Origin of the sequence: Streptomyces sp. NPDC096193 (assembly GCF_040302905.1) — a bacterium.
Classification (GTDB): domain Bacteria; phylum Actinomycetota; class Actinomycetes; order Streptomycetales; family Streptomycetaceae; genus Streptomyces.
In genome coordinates, this window is sequence record NZ_JBEOSJ010000004.1 from 286,196 (window position 1) to 312,517 (window position 26,322).

Genomic DNA, 26,322 nt, shown 5'->3' on the forward strand with positions numbered 1-26,322 from the left:
CCGGAGCTCACGCCGGCGGTTCCTGGCCCGACGGCACCGAAGACCCCGGGTCGGCGGGCCGTTGCGACAGGCGTCCCACGGATACGGGCTCGGGCAGCGGCTGTTCGGCCCAGACCGCCTTGCCCGTGGCCGTCAGGCGTGTGCCCCAGCGTCGCGAGCACTGCGCCACCAGCAGCAGACCGCGTCCCCCTTCGTCGCTCTCGCGGGAACGGCGCAGATGCGGCGCGGTGGTGCTGTTGTCGAACACCTCGCACAGGAGTGAGTCGCCGTCGCGGATCAGACGCAGCACGACCGTGCCCGTGCTGTACCGGATGGCATTGGTGACCAGTTCGCTCACCATCAGCTCGGTCGTGAAGGCGAGGTCGTCCAGGTCCCAGGCGGCCAGCTGGCGGCCTGCCAGGGTGCGCGCCGTGGAGACGATCGCCGGGTCCAGCGGCAGGGTCCAGGTGGCCACGGAGTCGGATGTGAGGGAACGGGTGCGCGCCAGCAGCAGAACGGCATCGTCGTCCGCCCGCCGTGGCCGCACGGCGGACACGGCCTCGTCGCAGCTGTCCGCGAGGGACCGTCCCGGATGTGCGAGGACCCGCTGGAGCCGGCCCAGCGCGTCGTCGGAGGCCCGGCGGCCTTCGATCAGCCCGTTGGTGTAGAGGGCCAGCAGACTCCCCTCGGGCAGTTCCTTGTCCTCGGCCTCGAAGGGCAGCCCGCCGAGGCCGAGCGGGGGTCCCGCCCCGCCGTCGAGGACCTGCGTCTGCCCGTCGGGCCGTACGAGCACGGCCGGCGGGTGTCCCGCGCGGGCGAAGGTGCACAGCCGGGATACGGGGTCGTAGACGAGGTACACACAACTCGCCCCGGGTGGGTCGCTCGCCACGTCGGCCGAGAGCCGGGTTCGCTCCTCTGCCATACGGGCCATCATGTCGTCCAGGCGCGACAGCACCTCCTCCGGCTGGAGGTCCAACGCGGCCAGTGTGAAGACGGCGGTCCGCAGCTGCCCCATGGTCGTGGCGGCGGCCAGGCCGTGGCCTTCGACGTCTCCCACCACGAGGGCGACCCGGCCACCGGACAGCGTGAGGAGATCGAACCAGTCCCCGCCGGCGTCGAGACCCGGCAGATACCGGTGGGCGGTCTCCACGGCGGAGACGGACGGCAACGCGGGAGGCAGCAGCCCGCGCTGGAGCGTACGGGCCGTCGCGTGCTCACGCTCGTACCGGCGGGCGTTGTCCAGACTCAGGGACATCCGCCCGGCCACCTCGGCGGCGATCGCCAGATCGTCCTCGTCGAACGGGTCGGAGAGGGTGTTCCGCCGGACCACGGCCACGCCCAGGGCCACTCCGCGAGTGACGAGAGGCAGCACCAGAACGGAGCCGGTGCCGGAGCCGGATTCGCCGTCGGCCGCCTCGCGTCCGCCGGTGGCCGGGACGCCCGGGTCGACGCCGGGCTGCTGGATCAGCCGCGGCCGGTGATCGACGACGCTCTGGGTGTACGGCGTCGGCGGGTCCAAGCTGATCAGCGGGATCGAACCGTCCTGATCGCCGTCCGAGCCGGTGCTCTCCACGTCGCGACGGGCCACACGTCGCAGCGGCAGGTGCGATTCCACCGGCCCGGCCGGGGGCTCGCCTCCGCGCAGCACACAGTCGAACAGGTCGACCGTGGCGGCGTCGGCCAGCGCCGGAACGACGAACTCGACGAACTCCTCTGCCGTGCCGGTCATGTCGAGCGTCCTGCCGACCCGTTCGCCGGCCGCGTTGAGCAGCATCACGCGGTTGCGCGCGCGGAACTGCCCCGTCACATCGGTGACCTCCGCCGCCACTCCGATCCGGTGGGCGGCGTCGCCACTGCCCCGCAGCCGGAAGGCCGAGATGGACGCCACGTACTCGCGGGTGGGATCGGTGGGCGGAAAGCCGCGCTGCTCGAAGTCGATCGCGGCTTGCCCGGTGTCGAGCACCCGCCGCAGCATGGCCTCGATCGCCTCGGTGTCGAAGCCGGGCACCACTTCCCCGAGGCGATGGCCCGTGTGGTCCTCGACGGCCGCCCCCCGCCACCCGCGTGCCGCGCTGTTCATACGGATCAGCCTGAGGTCCTCGTCGAACAGGTAGAGGCCCATGGGTGACTCGGTGAACAGCGCCTCCAGGAGGGCGTCGCCCCACTCGCGTCCGAAGGGACGCGGCTCGGTCGGACCGCCCACTCCTCTCTCCTCCCTTCCCGGCCGCAGCCGGAACCCTCCAGGGCCACGACCCGACGCACCGGCCCGCTGACGAGACCGTCGTGGTGGCGGGCCGGGAAAGCGGGGACCGGTCGCGGCCCGCCGCGAGCGGGGAAGCTCAGTGCGCCGGGGACTCCGAGTGGCGGGGTGCGCAGAGTGCCCAGATCACGAAGCCGTCGATGGCGATCAGCACGATGGCCCAGAACGGGGCGTACGGCAGCCACAGGAAGTTCGCCAGCATGGCGAGGCCGGCGAGCGCGATACCGGCCACCCTGGCCCAGGTGGCGCCCTGGAAGAGGGCGAACCCGGCGATCACGATGACGATGCCGAGGATCATGTGGATCCAGCCCCACCCCGTGAGATCGAACTGGAAGACGTAGTTGCGCGTGGCGACGAACACGTCGTCCTTGGCAATGGCGGCGATGCCCGCGAAGAGGGCCATGAGACCACCGAAGATCATCATGACGCCGGCGAACACCGTCCAGCCGCTGACGAACGCGCTGCTGGTGGAACTCCTCGACGTGGAGTGCGGTCGGGCCCCGCTCACATGGCTGGTCATGGTCTGCTCCTTCACCCGGTGCTGCAAAGCCTCCCGGACGGTTCGCCGTAGGCCGATCGGGTTACTTCCACACTCCGCGCGTTCACCATCGTTCGCACCTCGGGACACACGCCGCCCGGGGCGCGCCACGCCCGGTGTCCGGGGGTACGGGCGCCCGGCTGGCCGGGCGCCCGCCCCGCATGCCGCCGCATCGCCCCGCGGCCGGTCCGGATCCGCGACGAGAGCCCCGACCTGCGGGGGCTCGGTGTCACCAGGTGTCCGCTCGTTCGGCCGGGACGTGTCGGTCCGCTCGTGCGGCCGGTCCGCTCGTTCCGCCGGTCCGGCCCGGCTCGCCGGTTCGGCCGGGCCGCCGGTTCCGCCTCCGGGGCGCGCCGCGCCCCGGAGGGGCGTGGCGGGCCGCGCCGACGGGCGGCGTTAGCATCGGTGTCCGCTTGCTCTACGACGAAGGCGGTTCCGCACGATGGCTGACGAGGCCTGTCTCTTCCTGCTCCCCGACCGTTCTCCTCTGCTGGGGGCCGCACTCGGCGCGGTCGGCGGCCTGGAGTGCCTGGAGACCCCGGCGGTCCGCGGCTGGCTGGACGCCCATCGTGTCTCCGCCTCCTCCGAGCAGGTGCGGATTCTGCCGGGCGGTTCCGAGGTGTTCATCCCCGAGGACGTCGACCGGCTGCCCGTTCCGCTGAGCGAGGAGGAGGCCTTCCGCGTACAGCAGGAGTGTGCTCCTCAGGCGGTGACGGACATGGAGCACGAACTGCTCGGGTTCCGGGAGGTGACGCAGGACTGGGAAGCCCTGGTGCACCGCGCCCTGGCGGCCGGGGTCCCCGCTTCGCGCATCGCCCGGCTCACCGGTCTGGACCCCCAGGACATCGCGCGGCTCACCGGGGTCGCTCAGGCCTGACGGCGGGCCAGGTGGTTCGGTTGCCGGTGGTTGCGGCCGGTTCCGGCCACCCGACGCCTGCTCGCCCGCCGGGTGCGGACCGCCGCCGGGTCCGCAAGCGGCCCTTGCTCATACCTCCGCCGCGTCCCGTCGGGTTCCGCTCACGGGGCCGTGGTGTGCCGGCGCTTCGCCCACAGAGGCAGCACGAACCAGCAGAGCACGTACCAGGCGAACACTCCGCTGACGATCCAGGGCACGATGTGGTCGTGCGTGGCCGCCCGCAGGATCAGCAGGAGCGCCGAGACCAGCGTGGCCAGGAGCAGGAGCAGTCCGGTGAAGGTGAGCCGCGAAGCCCACTGCACCGCATGCGGTTTGATACGCCGTCCGGAGACGATCCGGTGGAAGGCGACGGGCGCGATCATGGCACCCACAGCGGCGGCGCCGAGCACCACGGTGACCATGTAGATGGCCCTGTCGGTGCCTGAGAGCGTGACGAACCGGGGCGTGAAGACGACGGTGAGCAGAAAGCCGAACATGATCTGCACACCGGTCTGGGCGACGCGTATCTCCTGGACCAGTTCGCCCCACTGCCGATCGGCCCGTTCGTCCGGCGTCTCGTCCCGGCCGTCCGCTCTGACGGCATCCTGCTGCGCTTCCGTCGCCATCGACGTCCCCTCCCATCAGTGAATGATCCACGTCCGCATCAGGTACCCGGGAATCCGCAGATCAGGCCGCTGAGGTCGGCCAGGGCATGCGCGCGCACACGGCCACGTCCCTCGCGCAGGTGCGGTCCCCGCCCTCGCGCACGTACGAGACGTCTGCGGCGCGCGTACGACGACGGCGCACGGGCGGGTCATCCGGAGGAGCGGCGGCCCGCCGAAGAGTGCACACCTGAGCGGTACTTGGGGAACCGCATCGTGATCTTCATGCCCGCACCGACGCCGGTCTCGATGACGAGGCCGTAGTCGTCCCCGTACACCTGGCGCAGTCGCTCGTCGACGTTGGAGAGACCGATGCCCGATGTCGCGGGCCGCTCCCCCGCGAGAATCGCGCGTAGCACGGCCGGGTCCATTCCCACGCCGTCGTCCTCGATGGTCACCATGGCCTCGGCACCAGCGTCCTGGGCGGCGATGGTGACCCGGCACTCGTTCCTGGAGTCCTCCAGGCCGTGTTTGACGGCGTTCTCGACGAGCGGCTGGAGGCACAGGAACGGCAGCGTCACCGGCAGTACTTCGGGGGCGACCTGGAGGGTCACCTTCAGCCGGTCGCCGAACCGGGCCCCGGCCAGCGCCAGATACTGCTCGATGGACCGCAGTTCGTCGGCGAGGTTGGTGAAGTCGCCGTGCCGGCGGAAGGAGTAGCGGGTGAAGTCCGCGAACTCCAGCAGCAGTTCGCGGGCGCGCTCGGGGTCGGTCCGGACGAACGAGGCGATCGCCGCGAGGGAGTTGAAGATGAAGTGCGGTGAGATCTGGGCCCGCAGTGCGCGGATCTCCGCCTCGATCAACCGGGTCCGGGACCGGTCGAGTTCGGCCAGCTCCAGCTGTACGGACACCCAGCGGGCCACCTCGGTCGTGGCCCGCACCAGCACGGCCGACTCCCGGGAGCCGTAGGCGACGAGCGCGCCGAGCACCCCTTCCTCACCGGTCAGCGGCGCGATCACCGCCCAGCGCAGCGGGCACTCCAACTCGTCGCAGTCGGTGCGCACACTCATGCTGCGCCCCGACTCCAGCATTTCGGCGACAGGCTCCATCACCCGCAGTCGGTGGTGGTCGGCGGCCGGACCGTCCCAGGCGAGCACGGTCTCCCGGTCGGTGAGGCACAGCGCCTCGGTGCCGAGGAGGGAACGCAGCCGGCGGGCGGCCTTGCGGGCCGTGTCCTCGGTCAGTCCGGCCCGCAGGGGCGGCGCGGCGAGCGACGCGGTGTGCAGGGTGTGAAAGGTGGCCCGCTCGACGGGCGTGCCGAGGTCGAGGTCCCTCTCCCCGCCACGGCGTGCGGTGAGGCGGCCGACGACGACACCGATCACGAGGAGGACGACACCTGCCGCCGCGAGTGCCGCCAGTCCGGTCCCGGTCATCGCTCCGCTCCCTCGGGCTGGGGTCTGCCGACGAGGTCTTCCGGCAGATGCAGTCGCGCCAGCATGGCGGTGGCGCCCCGCGGTATGTGGCGTGCGGTGGCGAGCGACACCAGCACCATGGTGAGGAATCCCAGCGGTACGGACCAGACGGCCGGCCACGCCATCAGGGTGTGCGGCCAGCCTTCGGGCGCGAGTCCGGCGCGGGTGGCCATCACCGCGGTGAGCGCCGTGCCGCCGCCGATGACGAGGCCCGCGGCAGCGCCCGGCGGCGTGAGTTTTCGCCACCAGATGCCGAGCACCAGCAGCGGACAGAACGAGGACGCCGACACCGCGAACGCCAGCCCGACGGCATCGGCGACCGGGACGTTCGTGGCGACGACGCTCACGGCGAGTGGAACCACCATGGCGAGCAGGGTCGCGAGCCGGAAGTGGCGTACGCCGCGTGAGGGCAGGACGTCCTGGGTGATCACGCCCGCGACGGACATGGTCAGCCCGGACGCGGTGGACAGGAAGGCGGCGAACGCGCCGCCCGCGAGCAGCGCACCCAGCAGATCGCCCGCGATCCCGCCGACGACGCGCTCCGGAAGCACCAGCACGGCGGCGTCCGCGTCCCCGGTGAGGGCGAGTTCGGGTGCGTAGATCCGGCCGAGCGCTCCGTACACGGGAGGCAGCAGGTAGAACGCGCCGATCAGTCCCAGCACGACGAGCGTGGTGCGGCGCGCGGCGCGCCCGTTGGGGCTCGTGTAGAAGCGGACAGCGACGTGCGGGAGGCCCATCGTGCCGAGGAAGGTGGCGAGGATGAGCCCGTACGTCGCATACAGGTGGTAGCCGTCGCGCCCGCCGGACAGCGGTTGCGACCAGCCCGCCGGATCGTCGCCGGTGAAGGCCCGTTCGGGCACCTCCGCGCCTTCGGGGAAGCCGAGGCGGGTACCGGCGTCGATCCGGTGGGTGCCCTCGTCGAGGGTGACGGTGCGGTTGTCGTACGCGGTGCCGTCGATCTCCCCGCGGACCGTGAGGGTGAGTGGCATCTCCAGCTCCACGCGTACGGTGTCGCCCACCCGGACGACGGTGTGCTCGCGCAGCAGCGCGGGCGCGTCGAACCGGGCGCGCGGGGCGTCGTCATGAGCCCAGGCCGCGACGAGGAAGAGCGCGGGCACCAGCAGTGCGGTGAGTTTGAGCCAGTACTGGAAGGCCTGGACGAAGGTGATGCTGCGCATGCCGCCCGCCGCGACCGCCCCGGTGACGACCACGGCCACGACGAGGCCGCCCACCCAGTCGGGTGCGCCGGTGAGGATCTCCAGGGTGAGGCCCGCGCCCTGGAGTTGGGGCAGGAGATAGAGCCAGCCGATACCGACGACGAAGAGGCTCGCGAGCCGGCGCACGGCGGCGGACTCCAGCCGGGCCTCGGCGAAGTCGGAGAGGGTGTAGGCCCCGGAGCGGCGGAGGGGGGCTGCCACCAGTACCAGCAGGACGAGGTACCCGGCGGTGTATCCCACGGGGTACCAGAGCATGTCCGGCCCCTGGAGCAGCACCAGGCCGGCGATACCGAGGAAGGACGCGGCAGAGAGGTACTCACCGCTGATGGCCGCCGCGTTGAGGCCCGGTTTCACCGTCCGTGAGGCGACGTAGAAGTCCGAGGTGGTGCGCGATATTCGCAGCCCGAGAGCGCCGATGAGCACCGTGGCGAGCACCACCACGGTCACGGCGGTGACCGCGTAGGTCTGGTTCATCTCCGCCCGTCCGGCCGCCGTGTGCCGGCCCGGTCACCGGGCCCTGCCGTCCGCAGCACCCGTCAGCGTCCTTCGACGAGTCGGGTGAAGTCCTGCTCGTTGCGCTCGGCCCGCCGCACGTACCAGCGAGCCGTCAGCCACATCACGGGGTAGACGGCGAGGCCGAGCGCCGCCCAGACGAACGGTTCCGGTGAGGCCGGGCTGCCGTCGAGCGCGGCCGGGAGCGCGAACAGCAGGGGCAGTGAACCGACGAGCAGGGCAAGGGTGCCGAGTGCGTAGAGCGCGGCCCTGAGCTGGCTGCGCATGAGCGAGCGCACGTAGGTGGCGCCGAGGGTTGTCTGCTCACTGATCTCGGAGCGGGCGGGCGCGTGGCCGGGGGCCCGCCGGGCACTGCGCGGTACGCCGGTGACGACTTCACGTCGGGGGTGTTGCTCTGCAGACATCGTCGTCCGCTCCAGCGTCTCTCGTCGGGCTCGGGGGAGATGTGGAGTCTACGCAGGAGCGATTACCGACGGTAGACACAGAACGGACGGCGATACGGAACCGGAAGCTTCCCTACCGCCCAGGGTGCGGACGAGCGCTACACGCCCTGGAGGCGGCGGCAGGCCCAGGAGTACCGCCCGGGGACATCCCCGACTTCACGTTCCGGAGGCATGCAGGGGGTTGCAAGCCACCTACCCGCACTACTGCGACTGGAGCCGGCCCTACGGCGGCCCCGCCGGCCAGGCCGCCTACTACGGCCGCGGCCCCATCCAGGTCAGCTGGAACTTGAACTACAAGGCCGCCGGTGACGCGCTGGGCATCGACCTGCTCGGCAACCCCTGGCAAGTCGAGCAGTCTCCGTCCGTCGTATCAACCTTTGAGCCGCCGCATCCGCGGCATGCCCTGTGCCGGAAGTCCAACCACAGCAACAGGGGCATGCGGGCCCGCACCGCGGCCCAGAGGCCGTCCCGTGATCGTCGCCCGCGTAGCCCGGGCGTCGGGCGGGCGCCCACAGGAAACAGCGGAGCGTCGTGGGCGCCCGAGGGAGGTCACCGTGGCAGCCGAAAACCCCACCATCCCAACGACCGGACCGGGCATCACGGTCTACGCGGCCGACGGCCGGCGGGCTGAACTGGTCCTGTCCGGAGAGATCAGGACCGAGGATCTGCCGGAGCTGGAAAGAACCCTCAACGCCCCGCCACTGAGCCGAGCCGGCGAATGGCTCATCGACATGCACGAAGTCACCCGCCTCGAACTCGCCGGCGCCTACGCACTGATACGGGCCATCACCTCCCTACGCGAAGCCCCAGCAGTCACCATCCAGGGCACGCCGCGGATGGTGCAGCGGACACTGCGGCACACCGGCCTCGCCGAGATCGCCACCATGACGTGAGGCTGTCGTTTCGTACCCGGGCATGGCGCAGGGGGGTCCCGAACGCCTAGATCACCCCGTGGCAGGAGTGAAGTGCATCCGCGGGACGGGAGTGGAGATCGTGACCTGGGCTGCACGGTCCATGGTCGAGGGCCGGCCGGGGCTCACCTGGTGAGCGGGCCGGTGCCCGGCTGCCCGGTGCGCCTCGGACGACCGGTCAGGCGACCGCGGCGACACCGATACCGATGGCGATGAACAGCCAGCCGGTGGTCAGCTCCCAGCGGTGGCGGACCTTCGGGCGGGCCAGCAGAGTGCGTAGCCGGGCGGCGACGGCGACCAGGGCGAACCAGTAGACGATCCCGATCAGGACGTCCAGGATGCCCAGGAAGAAGATCTGCCGGGTCGTCGAGCCGCCACCGTTGACGAACTGCGGCAGGATGCTGAGGAAAAACAGCGCCGCCTTGGGGTTGAGCACGTTGGTGAGGAATCCCTGGGCGAAGCCGGAGCGCCACCGCGCGCCGGCTGACTGCGGTTCTCCCGGTGGGTCCGGCGGGGCGGCGTACGGGCTCTCACTCCCTTCCGTCCGCCCAGCGGCGCGTTCCCGGGCGGCCCGCCGGGCGGCGAGCACCGCGCGCACACCCAGATAGACGAGGTAGGCGGCGCCCAGGAGCTTGATGGTGTCGTAGACCAGGGGGGAGCGGGCGGCGATCACCGACAGGCCGATGGCGGCGGCGAGCATGTGCACGCACAGCCCGGCCTGGGCCCCCAGCGCCGCCGCCCGCCCCTTGGCGGGATGCTCTGCCGCCGAGCGGACCACCACCAGGAAGTCCGGCCCGGGGACCACGTACGCCACCAGCACCACGCCGAGGAAGCCGATGAGATCGACCGACATTCGTTCTCCGTTCGTCCGCCCCGCGGCCTTGCGGCCGGGGGGATCGTGCGCGTCTGCGGACCGGGGTCGCGGTCAGGCCACCAGGGTCCGGGTGCCGGAGACCGCCGCGACGGCCTCGTCGAGTATCGCCAGGCCTTGCTCCAACTGCCCCTCCGCCACGGTGAGCGGGGGCAGCAGTTTGACCACCTCGTCCTGCGGGCCTGCGGTCTCCAGCAGCAGTCCCGCCCGGTATGCGGCGTCGCACACCTCGCGGGCCGCGCCCGGGCGGTCCATGGGAAGGCCCCAGGCCAGGCCCCGCCCGCGCGGACCGGCCAGGCCGTGGTGGTGCGCCGTTTCGGCGAGGGAGCGGCGCACGCGTTCGCCCAGTGTCGCGGTCCGGGCCGCGAGGGCGCCGTCGGACCAGAACACCTCCAGGGCACGGGCAGCGGTGACGAACGCCGGGTTGTAGCCCCGGAGGTGCCGTTGTGCTCGCCCGGCCGCCACACGTCGTACACGGGGCGCAACAGTGTGAGGGCTATGGGCATCCCGTACCCGCTGATGGACTTGGAAAGGCAGGTGATGTCGGGGACGATCCCGGCCGTCTCGAAGGAGAAGAACGGGCCGGTGTGCCCGCAGCCCATGTGGATGTCGTCGGCCACCAGCAGGGTGCCATGCGCCCGGGTCCACGAGGCGAGCGCCCTGAGCCAGGCACGCTCTGCCGGGCGTCGCCGGAGCGCAAGGACTTCGGCGCCTCCCATCGGTCGAAGAGCACGGCGCGGCCCGGGATTCCCGGGCCGCGTCCGCACGCCTCACTGCCCGTCAGATATCTGATCGGCAAGCCCTCTTGTCGCCTTGGCATGACACCGTCATTCTTGTCGCCGGGCCGGGTTCTACCCGCATAGACAACCGGCCGCACCTCGCACGTCCCTGCACAGGCTCACCCCCCACCTCACAGGAGACTCGCGTGACCAAGCACCGGTACCGGTACAGAACGACCGTCGTGTGTGCCGCCCTCTCCGCTCTCAGCCTCCTCGGCGTCCCGGCCGCCTCGGCCGCGGCAACCGCCCCAGCCCCCTCCGCGGAGCGCACGGCCCCCGCCTCCGCACACCCGGCGGACGGCATACGCGCCCAGGCCGTCGCCGGCATCGAGGACCGTACGGCCCGAACGCTCGCCGCGTCCCTCGGCCGGCCTGCCTGGCGAAGCGAGATACGAAACGCCGCCCTCGCCTCCCCCGCGGTGACGCTCGGCTCGCTCGTCGACAAGCCCGGCTCACCTGCCGCCGAGAGCCTGAAGTCCGCCATTGCCGATGCCGACCGCGACCTCGCCCGTGCCAAGGGACTCCGCGCCGGTACCGGCTCGCTCCTGCAACTGCGCCTCGGTGACAGCTCCATGCGCCGGGCGCTCGGGGCAGGAGCCGAGCCCGTGGTGGCCGCCGCGCCCTCCGACGACGACACCACCGCCGTCACCGCCTACGACAGCCGTGGCCGCACCCACCTGCTGGACATGCGGAAGATCCCCGAACGCCCCGTCTATGTGATCGACCTCGACGGTGACAAGGCCGTCGCCGCGGGCATGGCCGTCCTGCGCGAGCAGTTCGCCGCCCACGGCCTCTCCGGCCCGGCGACACCTCCGGCCGCCGCCACCGCGAACGGATTCTGGACCAGCCGTATCTCCTCGGTCCGGCTGTCCGACGACGAGGAACCGTGGGTCAAGGGCGACGCCGAGATCTACTCCCTGGTGACCGGATTCGGCCTCGACGGCAAGGTGCGCGTCGACCCGGTCGACATGCCGTACCTCGACGAGGACGGAAAGACCTACAGCCCCAACCAGATCCTGGTCAACTGGTCGACCTACAAGTACAACCTCGCCGACGTGGTGATGATGGAGGAGGACGGCAGTACCAACTACCGGGCCCTCGCGACGGCAATCGCCGGTGTCCTGCTCACCATCGCCGACCTGGGCGCGTACATTCCCCTGGTCAACGCCGTCCTGGATGCCATGCCCGACGACTGGTGGACCGACGATCCGGACTACGTGGACTCCTGGTACACACTCGCCCAATCGCTGTCCGGCTCGTCCGGCGGCGCTCGCGACAACGGCTCGATGACCTTGGAGCCCTACTGGGTCTCCGGCTTCTAGGGTCAGTCGGACGCTCCGGTCCGCCCGCCTTCTCGGGGGGACGGACCGGGGCTCCTTCGGCCGGTCCCGCAACTGCGTCACATGCTCGTGGTACCGCCCGGCAGGGTCGGCGGCCCCGGCTGCGCGCCGACCCGTGCGGTCGCCCAGTCGAGGCGGAGGATGGCCAGGTCGTCCGTGTGGCGCCCGGCGTTGAGCTCGCTGACAGCAGCGATCAGCCGGTCGAGAAGACTGTCCGGGTCGTCCGAGGACAGGCGGTTGATGAGCGCCAGGAGCCCGTCCGGCCCGAGTCGGTCGCCGCCATCGCCCGCATGCCCTTCGAACAGGCCGTCGGTGTACAGGGTCAGGGTGCCCACCCGGGGAAGCCGCAGGGTCGTCGGGGGCCAGTGTTCGACTCCGGGTGCTATGCCCAGGCCGATCCCGTGCTGGGCAACGACCTCCCCGGTCGCGCCGGAATCCGTCAGCAGCGGTTCGTGGTGGCCCGCGAGGTGGATCGTGGCCGTGCTCGCCGACAGGTCCAGGGTGACCAGCGAGCAGGTCGCGAACATATCGGTCTGGGCGCGTTCCGCAACCAGCATGCGTTCGAGCAGACGCAGCAGTTCGTGGCCCCGGTGGCCGCCCAGGACCAGTGCGCGCCAGGTGATGCGCAGGCAGACCCCCAGAGCGGCCGCGTCGGGACCGTGACCGCTGACATCGCCGATGACCGCGTGCACGAGTCCGTTGTCGGTCTCGACGACATCGAGGAAGTCGCCGCCCAGCAGGGCGCGTTCACGGCCTGGCAGATAACGGCTGGTCGCCGTGACGGCGGGGGTCCCGGCGATGCCGAGCATGGGCTGCGGGAGCAGGCCGCGCTCCAGCCGGGCGTTCTCCTGCGCGCGCAGGTGTCCGGCTTGGAGGTCGGCACCGGCGCGTTCGGTCTGCTTTCGCTGTACGGCGTAGCGCACTGCTCGCTGCAACAGCTCGGGCTCGACCTTGTCCTTGACCAGGTAGTCCTGGGCGCCCGCCGCCAGCGCGTCGGCGCCGGCCTGCGACTCGGCCAGACCGGTCAGCACGATGACGGCCGCGTCCGGCGCCGCCTCCTGGATCGCCGACACCCCGCTCAGCCCCACCGCGTCCGGCAGATGCAGGTCCAGCAGGACACAGTCGACCGTCCGGCCCTGCAGCTCCGTCCGCGCCTCGCTCAGCGTCTTGTGCCACTGGAGTGTGTACGCGAGCTCGGTGTCGGCGAGGTACTCGCGCACGAGGACCGCGTCTCCCGCGTCGTCCTCGACGAGCAGGATGCGGTACCGGGGATCGGCCGAACCGGCGGGCATCACGGTCTCGGTTCTCCGGTCGTGTCGTCGCCCTCGACGGGTGTGTGGACAGGGAGGGTGAACAGGATCCGCGTCCCCTTGCTGTGGGTGGTGTCGATGGCAATGGTGCCGCCGTGGAATTCCACGATCTTCTTGCACATCGCCAGGCCGATACCATTGCCGGGATAGGCGTCCTTCGTATGCAGCCGCTGGAAGATGACGAAGACCTTCTCCGCGAACTCCGGCCCGATACCGATGCCGTTGTCGGTGACAGCGAATCGCCATGTGTCGCCGTCGCGCCGCGCTTCGACGTGAATGCGAGGATTCCGATCGGGGCTGCGGAATTTCACCGCGTTGGCTATCAGGTTCTGCCACAGCATGCCCAGCTGTGTGGCGTCCCCCACGACCGTGGGCAGCGGATCGCGGGTGATCTCGGCGCCGGACTCCTCGATGGCGACGCTCAGCGCCTCCACGGTGCCGTCCGCGACCGTCTCCAGATCGACGACCTCCTGCTGATTGTGGACGCGCCCGACGCGGGAGAACGCCAGCAGATCGTTGATCAGCCGCTGCATCCGGTTGGCGCCGTCGACGGCGAAGCCGATGTACTGGTCCGCCCGGTCGTCCAACTGGCCGGCATAGCGGCGCTGCAGGAGCTGGGTGAAACTCGACACCTTCCGGAGCGGCTCCTGAAGGTCGTGCGAGGCGACATAGGCGAACTGTTCCAGTTCGGCGTTGGACCGCCGAAGATCCGCCGCCTGCTCGTCGAGGCGCTGCCGCGCCTCCTCGGCGAAGCCGAGCTCGTCCGACAGACGCTGCCGCATCGCCTCCACGTCCCCGGCCAGCCGGCGTAGGTCGGCCGGTCCCGTCGCGGTGATCGCGTGGCCGAAGCTGCCCTCGGCCACCAGGCGTGCGTCGCTGCTGAGCCGGGTCAGCGGGTCGGTGATGCCTCGCCGCAGGCCTTCGAAGACCAGTCCGGCGAGCAGCACGATCAGCAGACCGATCGCGATGAACACTCCGTTGCGCTGCCGGGTCGCCCGTTCGAGGTCGGAGCCGGCCGCGGTCCGTGCCTCCTGCAGATAGTCCTGCTGCCGGTCCATCGACCGGCGCAGATCGTCAAACGTGGTCTTGCCCTCACCCGCACGCTCGTCCGCGAGCGCCACGGCCGGACCGGAGGCCGCCCCCGCGATGGGGCGGGCGACCCGCTCCTTCCATCGCTCCGCGCGCGCGAGCACCGTCTCCATGTCGGCGAGCGCACGGCCGTCCTTGCGAACCAGCGGACGCAGCCGGTCGAGGGCGGCCTGCTCGTCGGCCAGCCCCTGGGTGTACGGGCCGAGGAACTGCTGTTGGCCGCTGAGCCCGTAACCGCGAACGCCCGTCTCCTGGTTGAGGAGCGCGGCTTCCAACCGGACGGAGTTGATCAGTGCCGGCGAGCGGACGTCGACCAGCTGATGAGTGAGGTCAGTGGTGCGGCTCAGCGTCCACATGCCGACGCCTCCGAGGACCGCGAGCACCGCGAGGGCCACGCCGACGCCCACCCGCAGCCATTGCCGGGTCGTCCAGGTGGCCCACGGGCCGCCCCGTCCGGACCTCCGGCCGGTCTCGTCTGTCACCACTCTGGTCCGCCCTCCGCTTCGCCGCTGTCCGAGCCCCCCGCGGCAGGCGCCACTTTAACTGCTGTCCGACAACTGTTGTTGTTCTACACTGCAGCTCCCGCCTAAAGTGAGGTTGCCTGCCACCGCAGGCGGGAACCGGATACGGCGGACACTCGCCACCGCCCCGAGCACCACCTCCCACCGCACCCGGAGCCGACGATGATGATGACAGCTTCAGCACGCCCTTACGACGTGCTGCTCGTCGAGGACGACCTCGCCGACGCCATGCTCATCGGCGACGCACTCTCCGAACGCGGTGCCCGCAACCTCACTCAGGTCGAGGACGGCGTTGCCGCGCTGGACTATCTGCGCAATTCCGAGAACCCCAAGCCGGATCTGATCGTGCTCGATCTGAACATGCCCCGCATGAACGGCCGGGAGCTCCTCGCCATCCTCAAGGCCGACGATGCCCTGCGTGCCATCCCTGTGGTGGTTCTCACGACTTCGGCAGCACCCGACGACGTGACCGGCGCGTACCAGCGCCACGCCAACGCGTATGTGACCAAGCCCGTCAACCTCGACGACTTCAACCGGGCCGTGCAGAGCATCGACGCGTTCTACCTCGACACCGCGGCGAAGCTCCCCCGCGAGTAGCAGACCCCTCACAGCGCCCGGCCCCCCTCAGGGGGCGGGGGTTCAGATCCCGTAGGGCTGTGCCGGCGCGTCCAGATCGGCCTTGCGCAGGCGGTACACCTGGAGCCGGAGGTCATAGTACTTCTCGGTCTCGCCGACCCAGGCCATCCCGACGCGCCGTGCGGTCGCGGCACCCCGCGCGTTGTTGGGCCGTACGACCGCGAAGAGCTCGTCGATCCCCGACGCGAACGCGTGGTGGGCGACAGCGTGGCCTGCCTCGGCCGCCAGTCCCTTGCCCCATGCGTCCGGCGCCAGCTGCCAGGCGATCTCGAGGTCGACGTCGTACGGGGGCAGCGGCAACAGTGCCGCTCCCCCGATGAGTTCACCGGTCTCCCGAAGGACGACGGCCCAGCGCCCCTGCGGCTGCTCGCGGGTCTCGGAGTCGGCGATCCAGTGATCGATGAACGCCCGCATGGTCTGCGCGTCCGGCACGCGTTCCACGGCCGGCGCCAGCCAGCGGGCCACGTCGTCGGATCCGTAGACCGACAGGGCCGGCTCGGCGTCCTCTCGCTCCCAGGGCCGCAGAATGAGCCGCGGCGTAAGAATCCGGGAGCCTTCGACAACGACGCGGTGCTCGGACTCAGACATGCCGCCACATTAGCACCGGCGCTTTTCATCAACAGGCAGCGCAACGGTATGGCGGTTTGCGGGAATGCAGGTCACCGCGTCGTTTCGCGGAGGGGCCGGACCACGGCATTCGAATGCGTACGTGCCGCGCGATTGGCGCGCGTGAATCCGGCCCGCGAATGCTTCAGGAAATGCCGACCACTCCCGATCCCCGGGCCGACAGGCCAGGGGCGGGGAAATGCGTGGGCCGGGGAAGGAACTGGTCCCAGTCCATGGCGGGGAACAATTCGGCGGCCGTCTGGAGCAGGCGCTGCGGCTGGCTGTGCAGACCAGTGACGGTGAGGGAGCCCTTCCGGGCACGGGCGGCGTCGCGCTGCTCCTGGAGCAACCGGAGGCCGGTGACATCCATGAAGGGGGTGTTCTCCAGGTTCCAGGTCACGTCCGTCACCGTGGCCGGCAGGGTCACGGCCGCCTCGATCTCGTGCAGCGACTCGAAGTCGATGTCCGTGTGGAACGTGATGGTCGCGGTGGTGCCGCTGATGGTGGTGATGGTCTTCATGCGGGGCGGTCCCCCTTGCGGGGTCGGAAGCCCACGGCGGCCGGAGATTTCGCGTACCGGTCAGCGATGGAGGGGGCCGAATGCCCGTGAAGGGGGCAACGTTCGGAGAACCCCTGTCCCCAGATCCTCTTTGCCAAAGAACCGGACACAGCCTCTTCTTCCTCCCAGCGTTGCACAGCAAGGACAGCCGACGCCACCCCTCCACCTCCCGCGTGCCTCACGCACGGTCACCTTCCCCCTGGTCAGGGCGGGTTGGAGCGACGCGCGGAGGGTCGCACGCCGTCTCTTCCGGCGGCCGCAGCGCCTGCCCGCCGCCGTCGTAGGGTGATCGTGTCGACGTCACCGGACAGAGAGCGAGAGGTCTCCGTGCGCCAGCTCACCATCGTGACCGGAGGCAGCCGTGGCATCGGCGCCGCGATCTGCGCACGACTCGCCGCGGACGGCCACGACGTCGTCGTCGGCTACGCCTCGGACGCCACCGCCGCCGAAGCGGTCGCCGCCACCGTTCGCGAGGCCGGCCGCCGCTCGCTCGCCGTGCGGGTGGACACCACCGACGAGGGCGATGTCGACCGGCTCTTCGACGCCGCGGCCGAGCTCGGCACCGTGACCGGGCTGGTCAACAACGCCGGCGTCAGCGGGCCCAACGGACCGCTGGCCGAAGCGGACGCGGACGGCATGCGGCGCGCCCTCGAAGTCAACGTCCTCGGATATCTGTTGTGCGCCCGCCGTGCCGTGCGCGACATGACGCGGACCGGCGGAGGCGCCGTCGTCAATGTCTCCTCGGCCGCGGCGACGCTCGGCAGCCCCGGCCAGTACGTGCACTACGCCGCCGCGAAGGCCGCCGTCGACACCATGACCGTCGGTCTGTCCAAGGAGGTGGCAGCCGATGGAATCCGGGTCAACTGCGTTGCTCCGGGCGTCATTTGGACCGACTTCCACGCGGACCCGCAGCGCCCCGAGAGGATGGCCGCCGTCATCCCGATGGGACGGGCCGGGCAGCCCGAGGAGATCGCCGGCGCCGTGTCGTGGCTGCTCTCCGGTGATGCCTCCTTCGCGACGGGGACGATCATGCGGGTCGCCGGCGGAATGTGACGGGCTCCGGGACGCCGGTCGGACGTACCCGGCCGCCGGTCAGAGCACCCGTCGGCGGCGTCCCAGCCAGGTCTGCGCGATGATCACCACGACCAGGAACGCCCCACTGGCCACCTGCTGGTACGCCGAGTCGAGCGAGCCGATCTGGTTGATGATGTTCTGGATCACCTTCAGCAGCAGCACACCCACCAGCGAGCCGCTGACGAAGCCCATACCACCGGACAGCAGCGTTCCGCCGATGACGACCGCGGCGATCGCGTCCAGTTCCATGCCGATGCCGAGGATGGTCACGCCGGAGGTGAGCCACGCCGCGTTGAGCACGCCCGCCAGCCCGGCCAACACCCCCGAGAGCGCATAGACGATGATCTTCGTACGGGCGACGGGCGTGCCCATCAGCGCCGCGGCGTCCTCGTTGCCCCCGACGGCGTAGACGTGCTGACCGAAGCGGCTGCGGCGCAGGGCGACCGCCCCGATCACGAAGAGCACGACGGTGATCCACACAGGCGTCCCGATGCCCAGCACCTTGCCCTGGCCGAGCTGCGCGAAGAAGGCGTCCTCGTCGACGAGATAGGTCATTCCACCCTCGTCGGTGATGTTCAGCATCACTCCGCGGGCGGCGAGCATGGTCGCCAGCGTCACGATGAACGGCGCGAGCCGCGCCTTCGCGATGAGCAGTCCGTTGACGAGACCGACGAGTCCGCAGACGGTGAGCGGCAGCAGGATGGCGACGACGGTCCCGTACTGCGATCCCCAGGCGGCCAGCACACCCCCGAGGACGAAGACCGAACCGACGGACAGATCGATGCCGCCGGTGATGATGACGAAGGTCATTCCGAGCGCCACAACGGCCAGGAAGGCGGAGGAGACCGCCATGTTCTCCAGGTTGTCTCCGGTGGCGAAAGAGTCGAAGGAGAACGAGGCGACGGCGGCGAGGACCACGAGTGCCACCAGTGCGCCGTGTTGCTGGGCGAGGGCGCTGAGCCGCTCGCCGCGGCCGCTTCCCGGCGTGCCCTCGTCCGTCGTGGTCGCGAGGGAGGCGGGCTGCTCCTTCATGACGGTCACCGCTTTCCCCTTTCCCGTGCCGCGTAGACGGCGAGGACGATCACCGCGCCCTGGGCGATCTGCGTCCAGGACGGCGGCAGATCGTGCTTGATGAGCGTCGCCGTGAGCAGCTGGATCAGCACAGCTCCGGCGACTGTTCCGGCGATCCGCACCCGGCCGCCCGAGAGCGGAGTGCCGCCGACCACCACGGCGGTGATGGCGGACAGTTCCATGAGATTGCCGAGCGAGGTCGGGTCGCTGGCCTGGAGCCGGGCGGTCGCGAGGAAGCCGGCGACCGCCGCGAGCATGCCGCAGCAGATGTATACGAGGACGAGCATCCGGCGGACGGGAAGTCCGGCGAGCTGGGCCGCGGGCCGGCTGTCGCCGATCGCCAGCAGCTGACGGCCGAAGGTGGTGCGGCGGACGGCGAACCCGACGAGAAGTGCCAGCGCGACGGCGATGAGCACGACGTAGGGGATGCCCGCGACGTCACCCGAGCCCAGAGAGGCCATACCGGGGTTGCGCACGTCCTTCAGCTGCGGGAGCAGGACGAGTGCGAGGCCGCGCACGGCGACCATCAGGGCCAGTGTGGCCACGATGGGCTGTACCCCGACGAACGCGATGAGCGAGCCGTTGAGGAGACCCACGACCGCGCCGCCGACGAGGACCACGAGCAGGGCGAGCCAGGGACCGTAGCCGAGGTAGAGCGCCAGCAGCGATGTCGACAGGGCCATCACGGACCCGACCGACAGATCGACACCCTCGGTCCCGATGGCGAGCGCCATGCCGAGAGCGACGATGAGGATCGGGGAGACCTGGACGGCCTGGGTGCGGAAGTTCTCGGCGGACAGGAAGTTGTCGGTGAAGGCGATGTTGAACACCAGCAGCACGACCAGCCCGCCGTAGACGCCGTACTCCTGAAGCCGGCGCAGCAGTACGGCCCTGTCCGCCGGGACCGCCTTGCGCAGCGCCACGTCAGCCATGCGTGACCGCCTCCTCCTCGGCCGCCGCGGCGATCGCCTGCATCAGCCGGTCCTCGGTGACGTCGTCCCCCGACAGTTCGCCGACGACGGCGCCGTCCCTGAGCACCACCACCCGGTCGGAGCCCTCGATCAGCTCCTCGACGTCCGAGGAGATCAGCAGGACTCCCAGACCGTCCTCGGCGAGTTCGTCGATGAGCTTCTGGACCTCGGCCTTGGCGCCGACGTCGATGCCGCGGGTGGGTTCGTCGAGCAGCAGCACCTTGGGATGCATGGCGAGCCAGCGGGCCAGGAGCACCTTCTGCTGGTTGCCGCCGGAGAGTTCGCCGACCTTCTGGTGCGGTCCGGACGCCTTGATGCGCAGCCGCTTCATGAAGGTGTCCACGACTGCGTCGATACGTGTGTCGGAGACGAGGCCGAAGCGGGACAGTCGCGGCAGGGCCGCGAGGGCGATGTTCTCCCGGACCGACAGGCCGGGCACGATGCCTTCGGCCTTGCGGTCCTCGGGGAGCAGGCTGATGCCCGCCCGGATCGCGGCGGGCGTCGAACCGGTGCGCAGCGCGGTGCCGGCGACCGTGATCCGGCCCGAACCGAGCGGCAGCGCCCCGGCGATGGCCTTCGCCGTCTCGCTGCGTCCCGAGCCGAGGAGCCCGCCGAGGCCGAGCACCTCGCCGGGGCGTATGCGCAGGGAGATGTCGTGCAGCTGGTGGCGCCTGGTGAGGCCCTCGGCGAGCAGGACGGGTTCCTGTCCGGTGTCGTGGGCGCCGGAGAACTTGGTGACACCCTCCGCGCGTACCTCGCCGAGCGGCCGGCCCAGCATCAGGGACACGAGGGCGAGACGGTCGGTCTCGGCGAGAGGCCCGGTGTGGACCACGCGGCCGTCGCGCAGGACGGTGACGGTGTCGCAGACGGCGTACAGCTCCTCCAGGCGGTGGCTGACGTAGACGACGGCGATGCCCTGGTCGCGCAGCCTGCGGATGACGCCGAAGAGGGTCTCGACCTCCCGCGGCTCCAGTGAGGAGGTGGGCTCGTCCATGATGACCACGCCGGCGTCCACCGAGACGGCCCGGGCGAGCGCGACCATCTGTTGGGCACCGACGCCGAGTTCGCGCAGGGGCCTGCGGACGTCGACGTGTACGCCGTACTCGCGCAGGGTCCGGCCGGCCTCGCGGTGCATGCGTCCGAAGTCGATCAGGCCGAAACGGGTGCGGGGCTCGCGGCCGAGGCAGAGGTTGCGGGCCACACTCATCAGCGGGATGAGGTTGACCTCCTGGTAGATGGTCGAGATGCCCGCATGCTGGGCGGCGAGCGGTGTCGCGAAGGACACCGGTTCGCCCAGGTGGACGAGGTCGCCCTCGTCGGGGTGGTGGACGCCGGTGAGAACCTTGATCAGGGTGGACTTGCCGGCGCCGTTCTCTCCGACGAGCGCGTGCACCTCCCCCGCGCGGGCCGCGAACGTCACGTCGTCGAGTGCCACGACGCCGGGGAAGCGCTTGGTCAGACCCCGGACCTCCAGTACGCGGCGGGCCCGGTCGGCGGCCGGATCGTCCGGGGGTTCCTGTCGGGCCCCGGCCCGGGGTTCCTTCCGTGCCGCGCTCTCGTGCACGGTGTCTCCCCGGGCTCCCTGCCCGGTCCCGTCCCGGGAGTCCTCCGCGGTCACGTTCAGTACGCCTTGCCGAGGTCGCCCTTGGCATTGCCCTGGGTGTACTCGCTGTCCTGGATCACGATGTTCTCGCCGACCTCTTCGCCCTTGGTGAAGCTGTCGAGGGTCTGGAAGGCCAGCGGGCCGAAGCGGGGGTTGGACTCGACGACACCGTGGATCCAGCCGTCGACGATGCCCTGGACGGCGTTGCGGGTTCCGTCGATGGTGACGATCTTGACGGCGCCGGCCTTCTTCCCCGCGCCCTTGAGGGCGTTGACCGCGCCGAGACCCATCTCATCGTTCTCGGCGTAGATCCCGGTGATGCCCGGCTTGGACTGGATGAGCTGTTCGGTGACCGACTGGCCCTTCTCGCGGGCGAATTCACCGGTCTGCTCGAAGACGACCTTCAGGTCCGGGGCCTTCTCCGCCATCCGGTCCTTGAAGCCCTTGGTCCGTTCGGTGGTGACGTTGTTGCCGGGGGCGCCGAGGAGGATGGCAATCTCGCCCTTGCCGCCGGTGGCGTCGATCATCTGGTCCGCGGCGCGCTTGCCCTGCTCGGTGAAGTCGGAGCCGATGAAGCTGATGTAGTCCTTGCAGGGCTCGGCGTTGATCTTGCGGTCGATGGTGACGATCGGGATCTTCTTGGCGCTCGCCTGCTGAAGCACGGGCCCCCAGCCGTCGGAGTTCAGCGGGGCGATGACCAGCAGGTCGGCACCCTTGGCGATCAGGTCCTGGACGTCGCTGATCTGCTTGGAGAACTGCGACTGGGCGTTGGCCGTGAGGAGTTTGACGGACCGTTTCCCGGCCTCGGCCTTGATGGACGCCGTCTCCGCGATGCGGAACGGATTGGCCTCCTTCTCGGACTGCGAGAAGCCGACCGTGGCGCCCTTGAGGTCGAGTTTCCTGCCGCCGTAGGCCTCGATGCCGCACTTTTCGCCACTGCTGCTCTCGGCGACCTTCTGGCCGCTGTCCTGCGTCGCGCCGGAGGCGGAACCCTTGCTCTCGGTAGGGTCGTCCTCGGACTTGGCGCAGCCCGTGGACAGCGCGAGGGTCGCGGTGAGACCGACGGAGAGAAGGCTCTTGGTGATCGTGAGGCGGGCGTGCGGCTTCATGGGACTCCCCATCTCAAGGCGCCGAGGGCCGGGTGGTGGACCACATCCGGGACGGTTTTACATCGTTGGAAGGACGCTGTAAACACCCCGCGCAGCAACTGGTGTCCTACGCGACCCCACAGAAGACCGTGCAGGCCACGGAGTTGACGACACGTCAGGCGAATGTTCGCCCTAGGGTGCTCTCGCGTTCCACCAGGGCGAACCCCGGCTGGAGCTCACGCGGGGTTCGCGTCACGGCGCCGTCCTGGTCCCGGTCGAGCCGGCTCGCCAGGGACTCGACCGCGAGGCGGGCGATCACCTGTTTGTCCGGGGCGATCGTGGTCAACGACACTGCTCCGAACCGGGATTCGGTCACATCGTCGAAGCCGACGACGGCGATGTCCTCGGGCACCCGCAGCCCACGTTCGTACATCACCCGCATCGCTCCCACGGCGACCAGGTCGTTGTACGCGAACACCGCGTCCGGCACCACTCCCGAGTCGAGCAGCTGGGCCATGGCGACAGCGCCGTCCTCGCGACCCCAGCCGCGGCTGTGCACCACCAGCGCCTCGTCGATCGGCACCCCCTGGGCGGCCAGCTCCGCCTGCCAGCCGAGATGGCGCAGGTGAGCGGGTTGATGGACGCGGTCCTGGCGCGCGCCGAGGAAGGCAATACGCCGGCGGCCTAGGTCGAGCAGATGGCGCACGGCGGCCCGTGCCGCGGCGATGTTGTCGATGGCGATGTGGTCGTACGGCAGGTCGTAACGCCGTTCGCCGAGCAGCACCATCGGGATGTCGTCCGCCCGCGCGGCGAGATCCTCCGTCTCCAGTTCCAGAGGGCTCAGGATCAACCCGTCGATCACCCGGGACCTGAACCCCTGGCAGACGAGGATCTCCTGCTCCCGGCTGCCCCCGGTGTGGTCGAGGAGCACGGTGTAGTCGTGCTCCGCCGCCGCGTCGATGACCGCTCCGGCGAGTTCGGCGAAGTAGGGGTTGCCCAGCTCGGGGACGGCCAGCGCGATGATGCCCGTGCGCCCTTTGCGCAGGTGGCGGGCGGTGAGATTGGGGCGATAGCCGAGTTCGTCGATGGCCTGCTGCACCCGGGTGCGCATGGCCGGTGTGACGTGCGGATAGTTGTTCACGACGTTCGAGACGGTCTTGATCGACACACCGGCCCGCTCGGCGACGTCCTTGAGGCTCACCCTCACCCGACACTCCATCCCCGCTTGTCATGCACCTGGACAGGGCGCAGGAGGCGTGCTGTCATGCCAACTGCCCTTGTTTCCAACGTTATACAAGATGGTGGGGACAACCGGCAGAGCCAGCACCCGCTTCTCCGTTTCCCGGAGGTTCCGTGCGATCACTCTCCTCTCGTCCATGGCGCAGCCTGCACGGCTGGGCCGTCGCCCTCCTCTCCGTACTCGCCCTTCTGCTCACCACGACCGGCCCGGCCGCCGCTCAGAACGAGGCCGCGGAGCCCGCGGCCGCACACGGTCTGAAAGGCGACTACTTCCTTCAGTCCGCCCCCGGTGCCTTCGACTTCGGCACCCTCAAGACCACGGCCGTCGATCCGTCACTGGACTTCAACGACCTCGAACCACGACTGCGCGCACGCACCGGCCAGGCCGACGACGCAAGCGTCCGCTGGACCGGCCGGATCACACCGGAGAAGACCGGCGACCATGTTTTCTCGATCATCGGTGACAACGGATTCCGGCTCTGGATCGACGGCTCGCTCGTCATCGACCACTGGGTCGACGACTGGGACCGCGAGCAGAACTCGCAGCCCGTCGCGCTCGAAGCCGGCCGCGCGTACGACATCAAGGTGGAGTACTTCGAGCACTTCGGCGGCTCCAACCTCCATCTGCGCTGGACGCCCCCGGGCGGCGAGAAGAAGGCCGTGCCCCAGTCCGCGTTCACCCTCCCCGACGGCTTCGACTACGACGGCCCGACCGCGGTGGCCGTCGAGAAGACGGGCCGCACCCTCACCCTCGACTTCGCCGAGCCCCTCGCCGCTCCCCCGGCGGGGCTCGATGAGCATCTGGGCATCGAGATCGGCGGCACCGAGTGGCCGCGGGGTGCGGCCCGGCTCGACCCGGCCGACCCGAAGCGGCTGATCGTGCCGCTGGACGAGCCGGTCGTCGGCGGTCACGGTGGCTCCGCCGACGTCCGCTACGACGGTCGGGGCGGCCTCACCCGCGCGGACGGCAAGGCGGTCGCGGAGTTCTGGACGAGCGGCCCGATCAATTCGACGTACCAACTGAAGACGCCCTGGGCCTCGCAGGTGGGACCGGACAACGCGCTCCCCGAGTACCCGCGGCCGCAGATGACCCGCAAGGACTGGAAGAACCTCAACGGCCGGTGGGAGTTCGCGGGCGCGGAGGCCGGTGAGGCGCCGCCGTTCGGGAAGCAGCTGCGCGAACGCATCCTGGTGCCGTACCCGGTGGAGTCCCAGCTCTCGGGCATCCAGCGGCACGAGGACCGCATGTGGTACCGCCGCACCTTCACCGTGCCGCCGAACTGGCAGGTCGGCGACGGCAGGCGTCTGCAACTCAACTTCGACGCGGTCGACTGGCAGACCACCGTGTACGTCAACGGCAAGAAGCTCGCCGACCACAAGGGCGGCTACGACCGCTTCAGCGTGGATGTCACCGACGCCCTCAAGGGGCGTGGCCCGCAGGAGCTGATCGTCGGCGTCTACGACCCGACGGACGCGGCGGGTGGCGAGAATCCGCCGATGGGCAAGCAGCGGCTCGACCCGAGCGGCATCTTCTACACCTCCTCCTCGGGCATCTGGCAGACGGTGTGGATGGAGCCGGTCGCCGCCGACCGCGCGACGGATGTGAAGACCACCCCCGATGTGACCGGCGAGAAGGTCGCCGTCGAGGTACGCGGCACCAGGGCCGGTGTACCGGTCACGGCCGTCGCCTACGACGGCCGCCGTGAGGTGGGCCGGGCCCGGGGCACCACCGGGAAGCCGCTCACCGTCCCGGTGCCCGACCCGCATCTGTGGTCGCCGGAGGACCCGCATCTGTACCGGCTCGAGGTGTCCGTCGGCAGGGACCGCGTCGGCAGTTACTTCGGTATGCGCAGTGTCGAGGTCAAGACCGTCGACGGCAAGCAGCGCACCCTGCTCAACGGCAAGCCCGTCTACTCCATGGCCACCCTCGACCAGGGCTTCTGGCCGGACGGCCTGCACACCGCGCCGACGGACCAGGCGCTCGCGTACGACCTGAAGATGCACAAGGCCATGGGCTACAACTCGGTCCGCAAACACATCAAGGTCGAACCCGACCGCTGGTTCTACTGGGCCGACAGGCTCGGTCTGCTGGTGTGGCAGGACATGCCGTCCATGCCGAGGACGCCGCAGGGGGCGGCCCGCACCCAGTTCGAGCTGGAACTGAAGCGGATGATCGAGCAGCACGACAGCCACCCCTCGGTCATCATGTGGGTCACGTTCAACGAGGGCTGGGGCCAGTACGACCAGGCCAGGATCGCCGACTACGCCAAGTCGCTCGACCCGACCCGGCTGGTCAACAACATGAGCGGAGTCAACTGCTGCGGGGCGGTCGACGGCGGCAACGGGGACATCGCCGACGCGCACGGCTATCCCACCGCGCTGCTGCCCGCTTCCGACGGGAAACGGGCCCTGGTCAGCGGCGAGTACGGCGGTCTCGGCCTCGCCGTGCCGGGACACTCCTTCCCGGTCCAGCACACCTATGTCGGTGTCGAGAAGGACAAGTACACCGATGTCTACGTCGACCGGCTGAACGAGGTCGGGCAACTCGCCGCGTGCAAGGGCGGCAACGGTGCGGTCTACACCCAGATCACCGATGTGGAGGGTGAGTTGAACGGTCTGATCACCTATGACCGCAGAGTGGTCAAGTCCGATGTCGGCCGCCTCAAGGCTGCGCACGAGGCGCTGATCAAGGGCGCCGAGAACGGCACACTCACCTGCACCAACCCCTGATCCGA

The 26,322-nt window shown here is 70.2% G+C and carries 23 protein-coding genes and 2 pseudogenes; 7 read left to right on the forward strand and 18 right to left on the reverse strand.

Annotated features, from left to right (window positions below; genetic code table 11):
* Nucleotides 1–7 precede the first annotated feature (7 nt).
* Nucleotides 8–2,182 (reverse strand): SpoIIE family protein phosphatase, encoded by a 2,175-nt coding sequence (locus tag ABTX78_RS09095; RefSeq protein WP_352206136.1) that lies wholly within the window; start codon nt 2,180–2,182, stop codon nt 8–10.
* A gap of 136 nt (nt 2,183–2,318) precedes the next feature.
* On the reverse strand, nt 2,319–2,759 hold the full coding sequence (locus ABTX78_RS09100) for a DUF7144 family membrane protein (RefSeq protein ID WP_352206137.1): 441 nt from the start codon (nt 2,757–2,759) through the stop codon (nt 2,319–2,321).
* A 460-nt stretch (nt 2,760–3,219) separates the two neighbouring features.
* On the opposite strand from ABTX78_RS09100, the gene ABTX78_RS09105 reads away from it, so the two are divergent.
* Nucleotides 3,220–3,654, forward strand: a complete 435-nt coding sequence (locus ABTX78_RS09105; protein ID WP_352206138.1) for a DUF6003 family protein — start codon at nt 3,220–3,222, stop codon at nt 3,652–3,654.
* Between the two features lie 140 nt (nt 3,655–3,794).
* On the opposite strand, the gene ABTX78_RS09110 is transcribed toward ABTX78_RS09105, so the two are convergent.
* From ABTX78_RS09110 to ABTX78_RS09125, 4 genes are all read right to left on the reverse strand, one after another.
* Nucleotides 3,795–4,298 (reverse strand): DUF6328 family protein, encoded by a 504-nt coding sequence (locus ABTX78_RS09110; RefSeq protein ID WP_352206139.1) that lies wholly within the window; start codon nt 4,296–4,298, stop codon nt 3,795–3,797.
* Nucleotides 4,299–4,486: 188 nt separating this feature from the next.
* Nucleotides 4,487–5,707, reverse strand: coding sequence for a histidine kinase (locus tag ABTX78_RS09115; RefSeq protein ID WP_352206140.1), 1,221 nt, complete (start codon nt 5,705–5,707; stop codon nt 4,487–4,489).
* On the reverse strand, nt 5,704–7,437 hold the full coding sequence (locus ABTX78_RS09120; RefSeq protein ID WP_352206141.1) for a sodium/solute symporter: 1,734 nt from the start codon (nt 7,435–7,437) through the stop codon (nt 5,704–5,706). The genes ABTX78_RS09115 and ABTX78_RS09120 overlap by 4 nt, the downstream gene beginning before the upstream one ends.
* Nucleotides 7,438–7,499: 62 nt before the next feature.
* On the reverse strand, nt 7,500–7,880 hold the full coding sequence (locus ABTX78_RS09125) for a hypothetical protein (protein WP_352206142.1): 381 nt from the start codon (nt 7,878–7,880) through the stop codon (nt 7,500–7,502).
* 226 nt (nt 7,881–8,106) lie between these two features.
* On the opposite strand from ABTX78_RS09125, the pseudogene ABTX78_RS09130 reads away from it, so the two are divergent.
* Nucleotides 8,107–8,286 (forward strand): annotated as a pseudogene (locus tag ABTX78_RS09130) (glycoside hydrolase family 19 protein); the annotation flags it as partial.
* 187 nt (nt 8,287–8,473) lie between these two features.
* Nucleotides 8,474–8,812 carry an STAS domain-containing protein gene (locus ABTX78_RS09135; RefSeq protein WP_352206143.1) on the forward strand — a complete coding sequence of 113 codons (339 nt, stop codon included), beginning with the start codon at nt 8,474–8,476 and terminating at the stop codon, nt 8,810–8,812.
* A 196-nt stretch (nt 8,813–9,008) separates the two neighbouring features.
* On the opposite strand, the gene ABTX78_RS09140 is transcribed toward ABTX78_RS09135, so the two are convergent.
* The 3 genes and pseudogenes from ABTX78_RS09140 to ABTX78_RS36120 all read right to left on the reverse strand — a co-directional run.
* Nucleotides 9,009–9,683, reverse strand: coding sequence for a LysE family translocator (locus tag ABTX78_RS09140; RefSeq protein ID WP_352206144.1), 675 nt, complete (start codon nt 9,681–9,683; stop codon nt 9,009–9,011).
* Nucleotides 9,684–9,755: 72 nt separating this feature from the next.
* On the reverse strand, nt 9,756–10,166 hold the full coding sequence (locus tag ABTX78_RS09145) for an aminotransferase class III-fold pyridoxal phosphate-dependent enzyme (RefSeq protein ID WP_502993814.1): 411 nt from the start codon (nt 10,164–10,166) through the stop codon (nt 9,756–9,758).
* Nucleotides 10,167–10,192: 26 nt separating this feature from the next.
* A pseudogene (locus tag ABTX78_RS36120) lies at nt 10,193–10,420 on the reverse strand (aminotransferase class III-fold pyridoxal phosphate-dependent enzyme); the annotation flags it as partial.
* 206 nt (nt 10,421–10,626) lie between these two features.
* Here ABTX78_RS36120 and ABTX78_RS09150 point away from each other — a divergent pair.
* Nucleotides 10,627–11,802, forward strand: a complete 1,176-nt coding sequence (locus ABTX78_RS09150) for a DUF3103 family protein (RefSeq protein WP_352206145.1) — start codon at nt 10,627–10,629, stop codon at nt 11,800–11,802.
* 77 nt (nt 11,803–11,879) lie between these two features.
* Here the strand turns inward: ABTX78_RS09150 and ABTX78_RS09155 are convergent, their stop codons facing one another.
* Together ABTX78_RS09155 and ABTX78_RS09160 are read right to left on the reverse strand one after the other, a co-directional pair.
* Complete coding sequence (locus ABTX78_RS09155) at nt 11,880–13,112, reverse strand: PP2C family protein-serine/threonine phosphatase (protein ID WP_352206146.1); 1,233 nt, start codon at nt 13,110–13,112, stop codon at nt 11,880–11,882.
* Entirely contained in the window at nt 13,112–14,701 is a 1,590-nt protein-coding gene (locus ABTX78_RS09160) for a sensor histidine kinase (protein WP_352206147.1), read from the reverse strand. The genes ABTX78_RS09155 and ABTX78_RS09160 overlap by 1 nt, the downstream gene beginning before the upstream one ends.
* Nucleotides 14,702–14,905: 204 nt before the next feature.
* Between ABTX78_RS09160 and ABTX78_RS09165 the strand changes: the two genes are divergently transcribed.
* Nucleotides 14,906–15,337: a response regulator gene (locus tag ABTX78_RS09165; protein WP_352206292.1), complete on the forward strand. Its 432-nt coding sequence runs from the start codon at nt 14,906–14,908 to the stop codon at nt 15,335–15,337.
* Nucleotides 15,338–15,379: 42 nt separating this feature from the next.
* On the opposite strand, the gene ABTX78_RS09170 is transcribed toward ABTX78_RS09165, so the two are convergent.
* Both ABTX78_RS09170 and ABTX78_RS09175 read right to left on the reverse strand, forming a co-directional pair.
* The gene (locus ABTX78_RS09170) at nt 15,380–15,964 is read right to left on the reverse strand and encodes a GNAT family N-acetyltransferase (RefSeq protein WP_352206148.1); all 585 of its coding nucleotides are present in this window, start codon (nt 15,962–15,964) and stop codon (nt 15,380–15,382) included.
* Nucleotides 15,965–16,127: 163 nt separating this feature from the next.
* On the reverse strand, nt 16,128–16,502 hold the full coding sequence (locus ABTX78_RS09175) for an STAS domain-containing protein (protein ID WP_352206149.1): 375 nt from the start codon (nt 16,500–16,502) through the stop codon (nt 16,128–16,130).
* A 330-nt stretch (nt 16,503–16,832) separates the two neighbouring features.
* On the opposite strand from ABTX78_RS09175, the gene ABTX78_RS09180 reads away from it, so the two are divergent.
* Nucleotides 16,833–17,594 carry an SDR family NAD(P)-dependent oxidoreductase gene (locus ABTX78_RS09180; protein ID WP_352206150.1) on the forward strand — a complete coding sequence of 254 codons (762 nt, stop codon included), beginning with the start codon at nt 16,833–16,835 and terminating at the stop codon, nt 17,592–17,594.
* 39 nt (nt 17,595–17,633) lie between these two features.
* On the opposite strand, the gene ABTX78_RS09185 is transcribed toward ABTX78_RS09180, so the two are convergent.
* From ABTX78_RS09185 to ABTX78_RS09205, 5 genes are all read right to left on the reverse strand, one after another.
* Nucleotides 17,634–18,647: an ABC transporter permease gene (locus ABTX78_RS09185; protein ID WP_352206293.1), complete on the reverse strand. Its 1,014-nt coding sequence runs from the start codon at nt 18,645–18,647 to the stop codon at nt 17,634–17,636.
* Between the two features lie 5 nt (nt 18,648–18,652).
* Nucleotides 18,653–19,618: an ABC transporter permease gene (locus ABTX78_RS09190; RefSeq protein WP_352206151.1), complete on the reverse strand. Its 966-nt coding sequence runs from the start codon at nt 19,616–19,618 to the stop codon at nt 18,653–18,655.
* Nucleotides 19,611–21,131, reverse strand: a complete 1,521-nt coding sequence (locus tag ABTX78_RS09195; RefSeq protein WP_352206294.1) for a sugar ABC transporter ATP-binding protein — start codon at nt 21,129–21,131, stop codon at nt 19,611–19,613. Before ABTX78_RS09195 ends, ABTX78_RS09190 begins: the two co-directional genes overlap by 8 nt.
* A 146-nt stretch (nt 21,132–21,277) precedes the next feature.
* A complete protein-coding gene (locus tag ABTX78_RS09200; RefSeq protein ID WP_352206152.1) occupies nt 21,278–22,369 on the reverse strand; it encodes an ABC transporter substrate-binding protein in 1,092 nt (363 codons plus the stop codon).
* Nucleotides 22,370–22,523: 154 nt separating this feature from the next.
* Entirely contained in the window at nt 22,524–23,555 is a 1,032-nt protein-coding gene (locus ABTX78_RS09205; RefSeq protein ID WP_352206153.1) for a LacI family DNA-binding transcriptional regulator, read from the reverse strand.
* A 23-nt stretch (nt 23,556–23,578) separates the two neighbouring features.
* Here ABTX78_RS09205 and ABTX78_RS09210 point away from each other — a divergent pair, with 23 nt between their 5' ends.
* A complete protein-coding gene (locus tag ABTX78_RS09210; protein WP_352206154.1) occupies nt 23,579–26,317 on the forward strand; it encodes a PA14 domain-containing protein in 2,739 nt (912 codons plus the stop codon).
* The last annotated feature ends 5 nt before the right edge of the window (nt 26,318–26,322 follow it).